The organism is uncultured Methanobrevibacter sp. (assembly GCF_902769175.1).
Taxonomy (GTDB): domain Archaea; phylum Methanobacteriota; class Methanobacteria; order Methanobacteriales; family Methanobacteriaceae; genus Methanobrevibacter.
Genome location: NZ_CACXNW010000010.1, coordinates 48,444 through 62,490, shown reverse-complemented (window position 1 = coordinate 62,490; position 14,047 = coordinate 48,444). Strand labels below are relative to the sequence as shown.

Annotated in this window: 12 protein-coding genes; 1 reads left to right on the top strand and 11 read right to left on the bottom strand. The window is 30.6% G+C overall.

Going from position 1 to position 14,047, the window contains the following annotated elements:
* Positions 1–831 precede the first annotated feature (831 nt).
* The 6 genes from QZV12_RS04715 to QZV12_RS04690 form a co-directional block, all read right to left on the bottom strand.
* Positions 832–1,527 carry an AEC family transporter gene (locus tag QZV12_RS04715; RefSeq protein ID WP_295617994.1) on the bottom strand — a complete coding sequence of 232 codons (696 nt, stop codon included), beginning with the start codon at positions 1,525–1,527 and terminating at the stop codon, positions 832–834.
* A gap of 35 nt (positions 1,528–1,562) precedes the next feature.
* Positions 1,563–1,700: a hypothetical protein gene (locus tag QZV12_RS04710; protein ID WP_295617985.1), complete on the bottom strand. Its 138-nt coding sequence runs from the start codon at positions 1,698–1,700 to the stop codon at positions 1,563–1,565.
* A gap of 417 nt (positions 1,701–2,117) precedes the next feature.
* Positions 2,118–3,053 (bottom strand): DNA repair and recombination protein RadA, encoded by a 936-nt coding sequence (radA, locus tag QZV12_RS04705; protein WP_295617983.1) that lies wholly within the window; start codon positions 3,051–3,053, stop codon positions 2,118–2,120.
* 227 nt (positions 3,054–3,280) lie between these two features.
* Positions 3,281–5,749: an OB-fold nucleic acid binding domain-containing protein gene (locus QZV12_RS04700; protein ID WP_295617980.1), complete on the bottom strand. Its 2,469-nt coding sequence runs from the start codon at positions 5,747–5,749 to the stop codon at positions 3,281–3,283.
* A 984-nt stretch (positions 5,750–6,733) separates the two neighbouring features.
* The gene (locus QZV12_RS04695; protein ID WP_295617977.1) at positions 6,734–8,137 is read right to left on the bottom strand and encodes an undecaprenyl-phosphate glucose phosphotransferase; all 1,404 of its coding nucleotides are present in this window, start codon (positions 8,135–8,137) and stop codon (positions 6,734–6,736) included.
* Between the two features lie 280 nt (positions 8,138–8,417).
* Positions 8,418–8,897, bottom strand: coding sequence for a DUF308 domain-containing protein (locus tag QZV12_RS04690; protein WP_295617974.1), 480 nt, complete (start codon positions 8,895–8,897; stop codon positions 8,418–8,420).
* A gap of 195 nt (positions 8,898–9,092) precedes the next feature.
* Between QZV12_RS04690 and QZV12_RS04685 the strand changes: the two genes are divergently transcribed.
* Entirely contained in the window at positions 9,093–9,230 is a 138-nt protein-coding gene (locus QZV12_RS04685) for a hypothetical protein (protein WP_295617971.1), read from the top strand.
* 8 nt (positions 9,231–9,238) lie between these two features.
* Here QZV12_RS04685 and QZV12_RS04680 read toward each other — a convergent pair whose 3' ends face one another.
* The 5 genes from QZV12_RS04680 to rfbA all read right to left on the bottom strand — a co-directional run bounded on the left by QZV12_RS04680 (position 9,239) and on the right by rfbA (position 14,042).
* Positions 9,239–10,138: a glycosyltransferase family 2 protein gene (locus tag QZV12_RS04680; protein ID WP_295617968.1), complete on the bottom strand. Its 900-nt coding sequence runs from the start codon at positions 10,136–10,138 to the stop codon at positions 9,239–9,241.
* 143 nt (positions 10,139–10,281) lie between these two features.
* Positions 10,282–11,265: a glycosyltransferase family 2 protein gene (locus QZV12_RS04675; protein WP_295617966.1), complete on the bottom strand. Its 984-nt coding sequence runs from the start codon at positions 11,263–11,265 to the stop codon at positions 10,282–10,284.
* Between the two features lie 152 nt (positions 11,266–11,417).
* Complete coding sequence (rfbB, locus tag QZV12_RS04670) at positions 11,418–12,425, bottom strand: dTDP-glucose 4,6-dehydratase (protein ID WP_295617963.1); 1,008 nt, start codon at positions 12,423–12,425, stop codon at positions 11,418–11,420.
* A gap of 167 nt (positions 12,426–12,592) precedes the next feature.
* Positions 12,593–13,156: a dTDP-4-dehydrorhamnose 3,5-epimerase gene (rfbC, locus tag QZV12_RS04665; RefSeq protein WP_295617960.1), complete on the bottom strand. Its 564-nt coding sequence runs from the start codon at positions 13,154–13,156 to the stop codon at positions 12,593–12,595.
* Between the two features lie 13 nt (positions 13,157–13,169).
* The gene (gene rfbA, locus QZV12_RS04660) at positions 13,170–14,042 is read right to left on the bottom strand and encodes a glucose-1-phosphate thymidylyltransferase RfbA (RefSeq protein ID WP_295617957.1); all 873 of its coding nucleotides are present in this window, start codon (positions 14,040–14,042) and stop codon (positions 13,170–13,172) included.
* Positions 14,043–14,047: the final 5 nt, after the last annotated feature.

Genomic DNA, 14,047 nt, shown 5'->3' with positions numbered 1-14,047 from the left:
AGGTAAAGTTTTTGCGTATTCTGCTACTTCAGGACAGTTTACGACTCCACCAACGTTTACACCACAGTGGCAAACATATACTCCCACTCTAATTTCTTCATTTACATTTTCTTCTGCCATTAAATCACCTTGTACAAGTAAAATGATTAATCATTTGATCTAATTTTTTCCATATATTTATTATATATAATAAAAGATTAGACAATAAAATTTTTAAAAAATTGAGTATATAAAGGTTTCTATAATAAAGTAGGAGTAAAGTATATATATTAGAATATTTTAAAACGATTAAAACAAATGAATTAATCAATATTAATCAAATATTGGTTGTTTGATAAAAATAAACTTAAATAAGGATTTATAAAATAAATTAAAATAATACAATCCTTAAAATTAAGAAATAAAACATATTTTTATAAGCCTAAATTTTTAAAAATTTCAATAAAAAAATTCAAAGAAAGGTGGAAAAGCCTTTAAAAATTGAAAAAAATCTGAATGAAAATAAGATTTTAAATAAGGTAAAAATATCTATAAAGGGATAATAATTATTTTAATAAAAAATAGAATAAAATTTAGAAAGGAAATAAAATAAAAATAAAAAAATAAATTTTATTTTAATATTAAAGAAAAATAAATGAAAATAAAAAGGGTGTAACCTTTTATGCAACACCCTAAAAATAATAAAAATATAGCAGATTTAGGCTTAATAAAACTTTCAGAATTCGTTGAAAGTTCGTTAAAGAATAAAGGTTAGAAATATAGAATTGGAACAAAAATAAATAAGGTAGAACTGAAGTTAAAGAATAAACATTAGGAATATAGGAATTGTAACTAAATAAATAATGTAGATGTAAAAATACAATCAGAAGCCAATTCCCAATTTAACTTATATGTTACTGCAATAACCAAACCTAACATTGCAGAAGACATAGCTGCTTCTATTAATCCAATGGTATGTTCGAATCCAGTAATGTGAAGCAATGACAAGACGACTAAACCAATCAAAGGATAAATGATTAGTTTGATAATGGATGCAAGGCTCACTTCCATAAAATAATGCTTCAGACCTTTAATATTCAATGATACCCCTAATGATATCATGATAAGAGGAATTGTAGCTCCAGCCAAATAATTGATTACTGTAGAACCTACAGGAGTTATTGGAATATTGAAAAGATTGAAAATTATCCCTAAAACTATTGACCATAAAGGCACAAAGACTAAAATCTTTTTAATCGCTTGCTTAAATGATCCATCAAAGAGCAGAATAAAAATAAAGCTTAAAACCACAAAGATTATTGAGGTGGAAATATCACAGAATACTGCTCTAAGCATGCCTTCAGTTCCAAAGATTCCTAAAGTAATCGGATATCCTAAAAAACCTGTATTGCCTAAAACCACTACTGTCACTATAGTCCAAATTTTCTTTTGCTCCCAGCCTAAAATTTTAAGTAATGAATAAGTCAATATCCCTACAATTAAACTGGTGAGTAACATATAAACTGTCAAAATGCTTAACTTTGGAATTAAGGAAACATCAGCAGTGTATAAAGCATTGAAAATTAGACAAGGTAGAATATATTGATTACTAAATTATTGAGTGTTTCAACATTATCTTCTTTTAAAAGGCCAACTTTCTTAGATAAAACACCTAATAAAATCATTACAATGATTGAAACAATAATAATCCTATAATCCATAAAATCAACTTAAAAAATAAACTATTAAATAAAAAATTTTAAATATAAATTTAATTTATTAAAATTAGTTAAAATAGTTTTTGTAAATAAAAGAAAAAAATTTAAAATTAAAAAAATTAAAAAAATAATCAAAATAGTTTGTAAATAAAGAAAACAAATTAAAAAAATTAAAAAAATAATCAAAATAGTTTGTAAATAAAGAAAACAAATTATAAAAATTAAAAAAATAATCAAAATAGTTTGTAAATAAAGAAAACAAATTATAAAAATTAAAAAAATAAATGAAAAAAAGAAACTACTTTAAGAGAATAACACTCCTAACCAGTGAAAATATTTTTGGTCAAGGTTTTGCGCCCCGAAGGGGCGGGAAAGCTTGGGTGAAAAGCTTGGTTTAGAAGCATGGTTTGAAGCGTGGAGTTAATCCACAATACCATCAGTGGTAACTTTGAATACAGCTTCTCCTTCTGGCAAGTGAGGGCTGTCCACTAATCTAGCAATTCTTTTACCTGCTAAACCTTTTTTAAGCCAGATTCTGTAGGTGGAAGCGTGTCCTAAAACGTGTCCACCAATAGCTTTAGTTGGACTTCCGAAGAAAGCGTCAGGTCTTGCTTGAACTTGGTTGGTAAGGAAAACTGCTACATTGTATGTGTTAGCCACTTGCTGTAAAGCGTGTAAGTGTTGGTTTAATTTTTGTTGTCTTACAGCTAAGGATTCTCTTCCTACATATTCTGCTCTAAAGTGTGCCATAAGAGAGTCAACAATAACTAATCTTACATTGCATCCGCTTTGGATTAATTCATTGATTTTTTCAGCCATAAGAATTTGGTGAGAAGAGTTGAAAGCTCTTGCAATGTGGATTTTTCTTAAGACTTCTTCACGATCTAAACCAAATGCATCTGCAATTTGTTCAACCCTTTCAGGTCTGAAAGTGTTTTCTGTATCAATGAAGACACATTCTCCATCTAAACCATCTTTTTCTTTAGGCAATTGAACAGTTACAGCTAATTCATGAGAAATTTGACTTTTACCGGATCCGAATTCACCGAATACTTCAGTGATAGCTTGAGTTTCGATTCCACCGCCGATTAATTCATCTACACCTTTACTTCCAGTAGTGATACGGCCTACATCTCGTCTTCTTTCCATTACATCAAATGCAGTTTCAAAATCAATTTTTTCTGCTTTACGTGCTGCTTCAATAACTTTTTCAGCTACACCTTCACCGATTTCCGCTTTTACAGATAACTCTTTAGCAGTAGCGGTAGCTAATCTCATCATATCAGCAAATCCAGCATCTCTTAATTTTTCTGCAGTTTTTTCTCCAACATTAGGTAAGTCTTCAAGTTCTACCATAATAATCAACCCATTAAATTTTATTAAAGTTCAACATTCATTTAAGTACAATTTTATAATAATTAAATCATGAATAATAAATAAAAAAGAATATTAGAATTAATATTCTTTTTAAGATTTCAGCTTATCGATTAAAGAATATTAGGATTAATATCCTTTTTAAGATTTCAGCTTATCGATTAAAGAATATTGGGATTAATATCCTTTTTAAGATTTCAACTTATCGATCAATATGCTTTTTCAAGAATCTTCTTAGGTCTGAGCCTGATGTCTTCATCATAGGTGTTGTAAGCCACATCAGCTATCAATTCCATTTCCATTCCATCAATGCCCATTGCCTTATTCTGCAAGAATTCAGGATTTCTGTCCTCTTCTTCATACTGAGCAACTATTTCATCATGCTTCATATCAAGCAATTCTTCAACCATTTCATTGTAGAAGACTATAGGTATATCCCCACTATCATCAACCATCTTTCCTGAAAGGACTAATAAATAGCTAGGTTGCTCTATATAGTTTCCACAATTTTCACATTCCTCTTCATCCTCATCCTCAAGAGTTCTGTTACAGAACGGACATTTAGGAATCAGCATTCTTTGAGTGGAAGGTTCTGTGAAATTACCTTTTATTATTACACCACGGTCTTCAAGTTCAAGAGTTGAAATATCCTTTTCAGTGTAAATCATTCTTCTCAATTCCTCAATGTCTGGAAGGGAAGTCAATTCCTCATAGGATGGCTGTAAAATATTAGTTGAATTTCCTATTGACAATTCTAAGCTGTTACGATTATCGTTGTATCTTATACTGGGATTCTGAATTTTTATAGCTTCGTTAATATCGAAAGGTATATCTGTCTTATCTTCCCATAATGTTACAGGAATAGATCCAGAATCATCACCGATAAGCATATTTCTAACTAAACCGGTAGTTCCATCCTGTTTGCTGAATTCACGAACCTCTTCTAATTCCATGATTCTTGCAATGACCTTAAAGCTGGTATCGTCTTCATCCAAATCAGTGATTTTCTTGGATACGTATATTTGATCTTCAAGTTCTTCAAAGGTAGGCAAGTCACCAGCTTCAGCATCTGACAATTCAATTACTCTAGTTGTTTTGCCAGCATTAAGCTCAACTTCAACCATTCCTAATCTGGTTCTGACATTTTCAATTTGATATGCTTTTCCTATTGAGATATATTTAGGATCTGCCTTTTCATCCCAAAATGAAATTCTGACTCTTCCGGAAGCGTCTGCTATATCTCCAGAACGAACAGAACCTGTAGAACCGTCATCTCTTTGGAAGGTATGAGTATCATTGATTGTAATGATTCTTCCGATGATGTCCACTTCATCTCCATCATCTTCGTGCATTTGAACATCAGCAATAGGTATAGGACCTAAGCCTTCGGTTTTTTCCTTTAACAATTCAACCAAGTCATCGTTTCCTTCAGGATTAAGTTTCAATTCAGTGTTCCAATTGGTGTTTACTCTGTATCCATTGGAATAGTCATCATATTCAATATTACCTCCGATGACTTTGAGAATGTCTCCTTTAGTGAATTGAATTTTGGTGTCGTCTCCCCAAAGGGTAACTCTTATTGAACCGGTATCGTCAGTTACTTCAATTGATTTTACATATCCTTCAGATTTATCCTGTCTTTGGAATGTAATGGTATCTTGAATCTTAGTGATTACACCGATTATGCTGACATCATTCATTTCTTGAGCAGCGCCGATCTTGATTATGTTCTCTTCATATTCAGGTAAGTCAAAGTCTCCTTCCACCTTAAGGATTCTTCCATCCCAGTGGGATAATGAAAGTTCTCCGTTTCTTCCTTCTCTAACTTGTTCATTAAGAATCTTGACAACATCCCCTTCCTTTAAGTCCAATGATTTAATCAATATCACATCACTGTTCCATAAGGTGTAGGATATTTTGCCTGTGCTGTCTTGAATTTCAAGAGAAGTGACTTTTCCCTTTTTGCCGTTGCTTTCATATGAATGTGGAGCAGGGACTCTAACCAATCTACCAAAAATGCTTGCTGTTTGATTAGCTTCAACATCGGAAATTGGAATGATGTTCTCTTCATAAACAGGGAAAGCATCTATGTTAGCAGGATAGTTTTCACTTCCTGGCTCAATTGGTCTGAGTAATGATCTTGGGCGTAATGAAAACTCTTTGCCGCCTCTAAATCCTTCCTTACAATCAATATCGCTTATCTCAACGATGTCTCCTTCAGATATGTTTTTGAGATGCTTAATGTTTTCAGTCCAAAGAACAAGTCTTACGCTACCTGTATTGTCAGCAATTTGCAAATTGCAAAGCTTACCGTCATCTCCTTTTCTTGTAGTGAATATTTTAGAATTGGAAATAGCCATAACTCTTGCAACAACAGAAAATCCATTGCGGCCAGGTTCAACTTCACCGATTGTTTTTGGAGTTTCAGTGTCAAAAACAGGAATAGGCTCATCCTCTCCAGATTTTCCAGTGAAAGGATTTACCACTAGATCTACAAAATATTTGTCATCAAAAAATGAGATATCCTTATTTTCTTCTTTAATTTCATTAAATTTATTTATGAATTCTTCTAAAGATAAGTCGTCTTTGACTTTTTCCCAACTTTCTGTAATGTATTGGAAATTTTCTTCACTTATATCTTCATCCAAATTCATTCCATTGAAAAATTCTTTATCCATACCAAACCCTCGTTTATTTTAAATTATAAATTTAGTAAAAATAATCTAATAAAATAATTCAAAAAAACAAGTGTAATTTTAATTTATTTACACAGCTTTCAATAATTTTATTAACAATTTTTTCAAGTAAATTATAATTTAATTTTATCTATATATAAAAATTAAGACAGAGCATTTGAAAACTAATAGCATCATTTCAAGTGTAAAAAATATTAGCTTTCAAAGCCATTATTTTAAAAATATTAACCATATAAGACATTTTTAATAATGAAATGATAATGAAATAACAATGAAAAAATTATAAATTCCTATGATTTCATAATTTCAAAAATTCATAAAATTGAATATGAGTTCATCACAAATTCATTATAATTATATATTTATAATCTATATTATTTAACATTTTTAATGAATGATTCCTCTCTAAAAATTTTTTACTTTTTTACAATCTTTGCAGGGATCATTTTCTACAATACATTAAACATTGCTGCTTATAAAACTTTAGATTATGAAATTTTTATCTTAAAAAATGGCTAATATTTTTAAAAATTAAGTCTGTAATAATCAATTATACCACTAAATATATAAATATATGCTTTTTTTCATTATAATAATCAAATAATACGAATTTGTTAATTTAAAGATAATTTTACAAGTTAATTGAAAAATAACAAGATTATATTAATTTTCTAATTAGAGTAAAAAATTAAATCAAACCGAAAAATTTCCATCCGTGGAAAACTCATTTGAAAATAAGAAAAAATGAATTGAACAATAAAAAAAAAATAGAATGTATTAGAATTTAATTAATTATTAAAAAATAAAAATTATTGAAAAAAGGTAAAACAAAAATAAAAAAAAGAAACTATTTTAGAGAATAATCTCATAAGCAGTGAAAAAGTTTTTGGTCAAGGTTTTGCGCCCCGAAGGGGCGGAAAAGCTTGGGAGGTAAAACTTGGGGGTTGAAGCTTGGAAAAGCTTGGATTAGTATGCATTATTCCCTCTTCTGAAAGCAGTTCTGAACATGATATTTATGTCTAATGCTAAGCTCCAGTTTTCTACATAGCGAATATCGTATTCAATACGCTTATCAATTGAAGTGTTTCCCCTATAACCATTTACTTGAGCAAGCCCTGTAAGACCTGGCCTTACCTGATGCTTTACCATATATTTAGGAATTTCCTTCTTGAATTGCTCTACGAAATATGGCCTTTCAGGACGAGGTCCAACAACACTCATCTCCCTTTTTAAGACATTGAAGAACTGAGGCAGTTCATCTATGCTCCTTCTTCTGATGAATGAACCTACTTTTGTCTTTCTTGGATCATCCTCAGTGGTCCATTGGGACTTTTCCTCCTCTTCATCCTGAACCCTCATGCTTCTAAACTTATACATCATAAATGGCTTTCCATTATACCCTATCCTTTCCTGCTTAAAAATAATAGGTCCTGGAGATTCCAGCTTAATGGCAATAGCTGTTATCAGCATGATTGGAGAAGTTATGACAATAGCAACAATAGCTACAAAGTAATCTTCAATGACCTTTTTGAACTTATTGAATGCATCATCCAAAGGAACATAACGAATATTGATGATTGGAATATCATCAAGCATATCAACAGAAGGCTTTGCTGGAAGGTACTTATAATAATCCGGAACAATTTCCGCCTTGATTCCCTCTTCCTCACAAGCGTCTACAATTTCATTCAAGTGATAATAATACTTTAATGGAATGGCAATGACAACCCTATCAAACTTATGGGTTTTCAGAACTTGAGGCAAATCATCAAAGGAACCTATGAATGGAGTTCCCTCATAAGTCATCCCCACATGCTCCTTCCTTCCTAAAAATCCTGCAATATTGTATCCTAAATAGGTTTTTGATTTGATCTTATGTGCAAAGCTTAAGGCCAACTCATTGTCTCCGATAATTAGCATATGCTTTAGATTGCGATTGTTGACCCTCATGAATCTTAAAACCAATACTACAAGAGCTCTTTCAAGAACTGCAAAAAGCATTCCAAATATGCTTAAGAGGAACAGCATGATTCTTGAAAAGTTAGGCTGGTAAATTATGAATAATATAGCTACCAAAATGATGAAAGCCATTATATCAGCCTTAACAATATCCTCTGCACCAGAAAAAATGGAGCGTTTATTCCTGAAGGGCTTATACAATCCAAAGAAGTAGTATAGGAGAATATATGTTGGCACGATGCACAGTATTGTAAATATAAAATAATGCATAAATGGCAAAGATCCTCCTAAAGGACCAAACAAAGTGGTTTTAAATCTAACAAAATAAGCAAGACCTAATGAAAATAGAATTACAAGAACATCTAATATGACAAGTATTGCATTCAAAATTCTTTGATTTTCCTTAATCATCTAAACCACTCTACACAGAACTTAATAAAATTCATCAACAACTGATTTAACTAAAAAATGCCAAATGGCATGAATAATATTATTTATACTATATATAGATTTATAGACTATTATTAATAAAATTACCTATTATTATTTATGTTTTTTAAAAAAACCAATAGCAACAATAATAAAAAAAGAAATAAGGAAAAATTGATAAAAAATGAAAAAATAAAAAAAATATTTGAAAAAAAAAAATAAAAAAAGTTAATTTTCTTAAATAAAATTAAAATCTTAATGATTATTCAAGAAAAAGGCATATACCTTCCAGGATTAAACATACACCAGCAAGAATTGCAATGTATGTTGGGTTTGCAATTGCATAAACCGCAAGGAAAACAGTTATTATACCCATGATTAAAATTAATGCAGAAGCTATCTTTGATACTTTTGTTCCATTTACAAGACCTAAAATACCAATGAAGATAAATACAAATGCAATCAAATATAATTGGAATGATGCGAGGAAAGACAATGGTCCTAAATCATTGAAGAACAATAAACCACATAAGATTGCTAAAATACCTAATAGGAATCTGATTCCTGAAATATGGGCCATTACACTCCATAAATTAAATGCATTGAATATTTCAGCACAACCGAGTACAATTAAAGATACACCTACGAAAATTGAAATCGCTCCAAGACTTAACATTGGGTAAGCGATAAATATAATACCTAATATTATAAATAAAATTCCTAGTATTTTTTCTAAATCCATATTAACACCAGTTAATAATATATAATTTTATATATATAAAATTTTCAAAATTAATTTATTAAAAAGGATTTAGAAATGAAGATAATACAACAATAAGAAAATAGGAATAATTTAAAAAAGTCAAAGAATGAAACAAAAAAGGAATATTTAAATGAATTAATCGTGAAAAAAATATCAAAAGGATAAAATAAAAAAATGACTTTTGAAAAAACATTACAAAAAATAGAAAAGAAAAAATTAAAAAATTATCATTTGAAAAACATTACAAAAAATAGAAAAGAAAAAATTAAAAAATTATCATTTGAAAAAACATTACAAAAAATAGAAAAGTAAAAATTAAATTAATGTCTAAAAACGTTTTTCACTAAATTGACAACTAGCAAAAGGGCTATTCCTATATAAACTGCAATGTTTACAAATATATTGTATTTTTTAGTGTAATGCTTTTTATAGAAAATGTACATTGCCCTATAGAATTCATAAATTATCTTTGGATTTCTCTTTTTGGTCTCTTGATTTTCACTGCTTGCTCCCTTATAATGGATGATTTCAGCTTCACCAAAGTAAACGATTCTCCAGCCAGCCTGCTTGATTCTATAGCACCAGTCAATATCCTCACCATACATGAAGAAAGTGTCATCCAAAAGGCCGATATCATCAATTGTAGTTCTTCTTACAAGCATAAATGCTCCAACTAAACAGTCGATTTCATAAACTCCATTGTCATCTAAGTCATCAAGGTTATAATCATCCTTACCACTGCTTGTCTTGACATTAAACAACTTATAAAAAGAGTTAGCAGGATTTGGAAAACTGCGTTTGCATGCCTTATCAAGAGATCCATCTGCTAAACTGACTTTGCATCCTAAGGCACCGATATCTGCATTGGTTGCCTTTGTCATATAGTCCATGCATTTGTCAATTGTTCCTTCCTTAATAAGTGTATCTGAATTTAAAAGGAGAACATATTCTGCTTTAGATTTTTCAATAGCTAAGTTATTTGCCTTAGCAAAACCATCATTGTGGGAATTGGCTATAACCTTGATTATTCCTCGTGAAATCTCCTTTTCAAAGTATTTCTCTAATTTTTCCAAGCTGTCATCAGTTGATTGATTGTCTACAAGGAATATTTCATATGTATAATGAGTTGGTTCAGCCAAACAGGAATCGATTGTTTCCTTTGTTAATTTGAAGGTATTGTAATTAACAATGATGATTGACAAATCTAAATTTTCTCTCATTTTGACACCTATTAAAACTTGAAATTAATCTCTAATACAATTAAACTAAATGATTTCATTAATATAAATAAATTGAAATGATTTTTCATTCTCTGCTTTCAACTGGCTACAACTTGTAACCAATTCATTTAACAAATCAACAACTATTTTTTAAGATAAGCAAATGTATTTTTAATAAGCTTCCATTCTATTTTAAAGTAATTTTTCCAATTCTTTCCTAAAAATGGAGTTTTTGCTAATTTCTTTCTATTTTTTAATCCTTCCTTTACTCCTTCCAAGTATAAGGAACCAAATCCTTTCCTTAGGAAGAAGAGATATTTTATTAAAAATCCAATGAATAAAAATATGAAATTGATTATCTTTTGAATAAGAGGGAAGTTTTTATAAATCAGAAATACATTATTTCGAGCAGCTAATTTGATTTTAAACTCATTGTACCTGCTTCCACTAGTTGCACTGCCATAATGGTAAACAATTGAATTTGGACAATAATAATTCCTATATCCATATATCTGAGCCCTGTAAGCAAGATCCACATCTTCAACATAGGCAAAGAAATTCTCATCAAATGGTCCTATTTCCTCTAATACAGACTTTCTATACAATGCTGCACCTGCACAGGAAGAGAAGATTTCCCTTTTTTCATTGTATTTCTCTATAGGCTGGCCATCTCCTGTCTTCTTTGTCCAAGAAAGTATAGTGTATTCATCTCCTGCATCATCAATCAAAGCCCTATTGTAATGTTGAATCATCTTTGACTGTATTGAAAATGGATTTTCACCTAAATCGATAGAGTCCTCCATTGCATTTATAATTTCATCCAATGCATTCCATTCCAATTCAACATCATTGTTGAGGGAATAGATATATTCGCACTTTGCCAAAGCAATTCCCTGATTGACTGCTGGAGCAAATCCTAAATTTTCCTCATTTTTTATGAGCCTTATGTCAATCGGATAGTTAGGGCTTTTAATGAATTCCTCTATGAACTCTATGCTGCCATCAGTAGAAGCATTATCAATTATAATGATTTCTTCAATAAACCTGCTTTGAATCAATAAGGTTTCAAAATAGTTATTCAAGAATTTAATCCCATTATAATTTGGTGTTACTACTGATACTTTCATATGATCACATTCCTATGAAAATAAATACTGATAAAAATTAATTATTTGATTATTAAATTATGGTTTTATAATTAAATTATGGCTTTATTATTAAATTAGGGTTTTAAAATTAATTATAAAATTACTAAATTTAAAATAATAAAAATATAAAATTACTTTTTAGAATACATCTTTTCATAATACTCTTGGTATTCTCCTGATTTTACCTTTTCCATCCAATCTTGATTATCCAAATACCAATTAATGGTTTCTATAATACCTGTTTCAAAGGTATATTTTGGTTTCCAACCTAATTCTTCAGTGATTTTAGTGGAATCAATTGCATATCTTCTATCATGACCTAATCTGTCTTTAACAAATTTAATCAATGATTCTGGCTTATTAAGTTCCTTTAATATGAGCTTTACGATTTCAATGTTTTCCTTCTCGTTATGTCCGCCGATATTATAGACCTCACCTAATTTTCCCTTATGGAGAACAAGATCAATAGCTGTACAATGGTCATAGACATGAAGCCAGTCCCTAACATTCTTTCCATCACCATAAATAGGCAATTCCTTATCATCCAAAGCATTTGAAATCATCAATGGAATCAATTTTTCTGGGAATTGATAAGGGCCGTAATTGTTTGAACATCGAGTTATGTTAATAGGAAGGTCGAATGTCTCTCCATAAGCTCTTACCATCAAATCAGCACCTGCTTTTGAAGCTGAATATGGACTGTTTGCTTGAATAGGAGTTTCTTCTGTGAAATATCCTTCCTTGCCAAGGCTTCCATAAACCTCATCAGTAGAGACCTGCAAATACTTCTTAATGTTGTGCTTTTTAGCTGCATCCAATAAGACTTGAGTTCCAATAATGTTTGTTTTAATGAATATCTGAGGATTTTCTATGCTTCTGTCCACATGGCTTTCAGCAGCAAAATGAACAATGTAATCAACATCCGCAACAATGGAATCCACTAATTCCTCATCTCGAATATCCCCTTTTACAAAGGTATAATTAGGATTATCTTCAATATCCTCTAAGTTTTCAAGATTTCCACAATATGTAAGGGCATCCAAATTAACTATTTCATAATCAGGATATTCTTCAAGCATATACTTTACAAAATTGCTGCCAATGAATCCTGCTCCACCTGTAATTAAAACTTTAGTCATAAAAATCACTTATAATACTAAATTCAGTTAAACAATATCAATCAATCATCTAATTTCTAAAATAATAATAACTTATAATTCAATTAAAAATTATAATTTAATTAAAAATTATAATTCAATTAAAAAATATATAATCCAATGAAAAATTTATAATTCCATTAAAACAATTAAAAGTCTGTTTCAGTTTCCTTCAACGGTTTCCATAATTGGTCCTTTTCAGACAATAGAATATTCTCTTCACCAATACCATCCAATGGCCAATCAATGGCTATTTCCGGATCATTCCAAATGATTCCACCTTCATCGTCTCCATTGTAAAAGTCTGTGCACTTATAAACAAATTCAGCTTCATCAGACAATACTAAAAATCCATGTGCAAATCCTTTTGGAACAAAAAGCTGTTTCTTGTTTTCTTCAGAGAGTATCTCTCCAACCCATTTGCCGTAAGTGGCTGATTTTTTTCTAAGGTCTACAGCTACATCAAAAACTTCTCCTTTGATGACACGGACTAATTTACCTTGAGGTTGAGTGTATTGGAAATGGAGACCTCTTAAAACTCCCTTTGATGATTTTGACTGATTGTCCTGAACAAAAGTCAAATCAATTCCTTCTTCCTTAAAATCATTTTCATTGTAAGTTTCCATGAAATATCCTCTTTCATCACCAAAAACAGTTGGTTCTACAGTGAATACACCTTCAATTTCACTTTTAATAATTTTAAATTTACCCATTTTTACACCAAAATTAAAGTTTTCTTTCAGCGAGTCCAATCAAATATTGACCATACTCGGTTTTCTTAAGTGGCTCAGCCAATCTCAATAAATCCTCTTTAGTTATGTATCCTTTTAAATAAGCTATCTCCTCTAAACAGGCAATGTATAAGCTTTGCCTTTTTTGAACAGTTTCAATAAAGTTACTTGCTTCAAGCAAACCGTCATGAGTACCAGTGTCTAGCCAAGCCATACCTCTACCAAGCAATTCTACCTTAAGCTTGCCACGATTAAGATACTCTTCATTAACAGAAGTTATTTCCAGTTCGCCCCTATCGGAAGGCTTTACATTTTTAGCAATTTCAATAACATCATTATCATAGAAGTAAAGACCTGGAACAACATAATTTGATTTAGGATGTTCTGGCTTTTCCTCAATGGATAAAACATTCCACTCATTATCAAACTCTACAACACCGAAATCTTCTGGTCGGTTTGTATAGTAACCGAAGATGATTGCACCTTCTTCAAGGTCATATGCCCTTTCCAATATTTCTGTGAATCTGTGTCCATGAAATACATTGTCTCCTAAAATGAGAGCAACATTATCATCCCCGATGAATTCCTCCCCTACAATGAAAGCCTCTGCCAATCCATTAGGATTTTCCTGTTCGGCATAAGAAAAGGAGATTCCCAAATCAGAGCCATCCCCTAACAATTCCTTATAAACAGGCAAATCACGAGGAGTTGAAATAATTAGAATATCTTTAATGTTCGCCAACATCAAAACAGATATGGGATAATAAATCATTGGTTTATCATATAAAGGCAATAACTGTTTAGATAGAGCTTTAGTGATTGGATACAATCTAGTTCCAGAGCCACCAGCTAATACGATTCCTTTCATATTAT

What these genes read in the sequence shown, in the direction of transcription:
- QZV12_RS04695 (WP_295617977.1), bottom strand. Translation starts at nt 8,137, where the DNA reads ATGATTAAGGAAAATCAAAGAATTTTGAATGCAATACTTGTCATATTA.
- rfbC (WP_295617960.1), bottom strand. Translation starts at nt 13,156, where the DNA reads ATGGGTAAATTTAAAATTATTAAAAGTGAAATTGAAGGTGTATTCACT.
- radA (WP_295617983.1), bottom strand. Translation starts at nt 3,053, where the DNA reads ATGGTAGAACTTGAAGACTTACCTAATGTTGGAGAAAAAACTGCAGAA.
- rfbA (WP_295617957.1), bottom strand. Translation starts at nt 14,042, where the DNA reads ATGAAAGGAATCGTATTAGCTGGTGGCTCTGGAACTAGATTGTATCCA.
- QZV12_RS04690 (WP_295617974.1), bottom strand. Translation starts at nt 8,897, where the DNA reads ATGGATTTAGAAAAAATACTAGGAATTTTATTTATAATATTAGGTATT.
- QZV12_RS04685 (WP_295617971.1), top strand. Translation starts at nt 9,093, where the DNA reads ATGACTTTTGAAAAAACATTACAAAAAATAGAAAAGAAAAAATTAAAA.
- rfbB (WP_295617963.1), bottom strand. Translation starts at nt 12,425, where the DNA reads ATGACTAAAGTTTTAATTACAGGTGGAGCAGGATTCATTGGCAGCAAT.
- QZV12_RS04680 (WP_295617968.1), bottom strand. Translation starts at nt 10,138, where the DNA reads ATGAGAGAAAATTTAGATTTGTCAATCATCATTGTTAATTACAATACC.
- QZV12_RS04700 (WP_295617980.1), bottom strand. Translation starts at nt 5,749, where the DNA reads ATGGATAAAGAATTTTTCAATGGAATGAATTTGGATGAAGATATAAGT.
- QZV12_RS04675 (WP_295617966.1), bottom strand. Translation starts at nt 11,265, where the DNA reads ATGAAAGTATCAGTAGTAACACCAAATTATAATGGGATTAAATTCTTG.
- QZV12_RS04710 (WP_295617985.1), bottom strand. Translation starts at nt 1,700, where the DNA reads ATGGATTATAGGATTATTATTGTTTCAATCATTGTAATGATTTTATTA.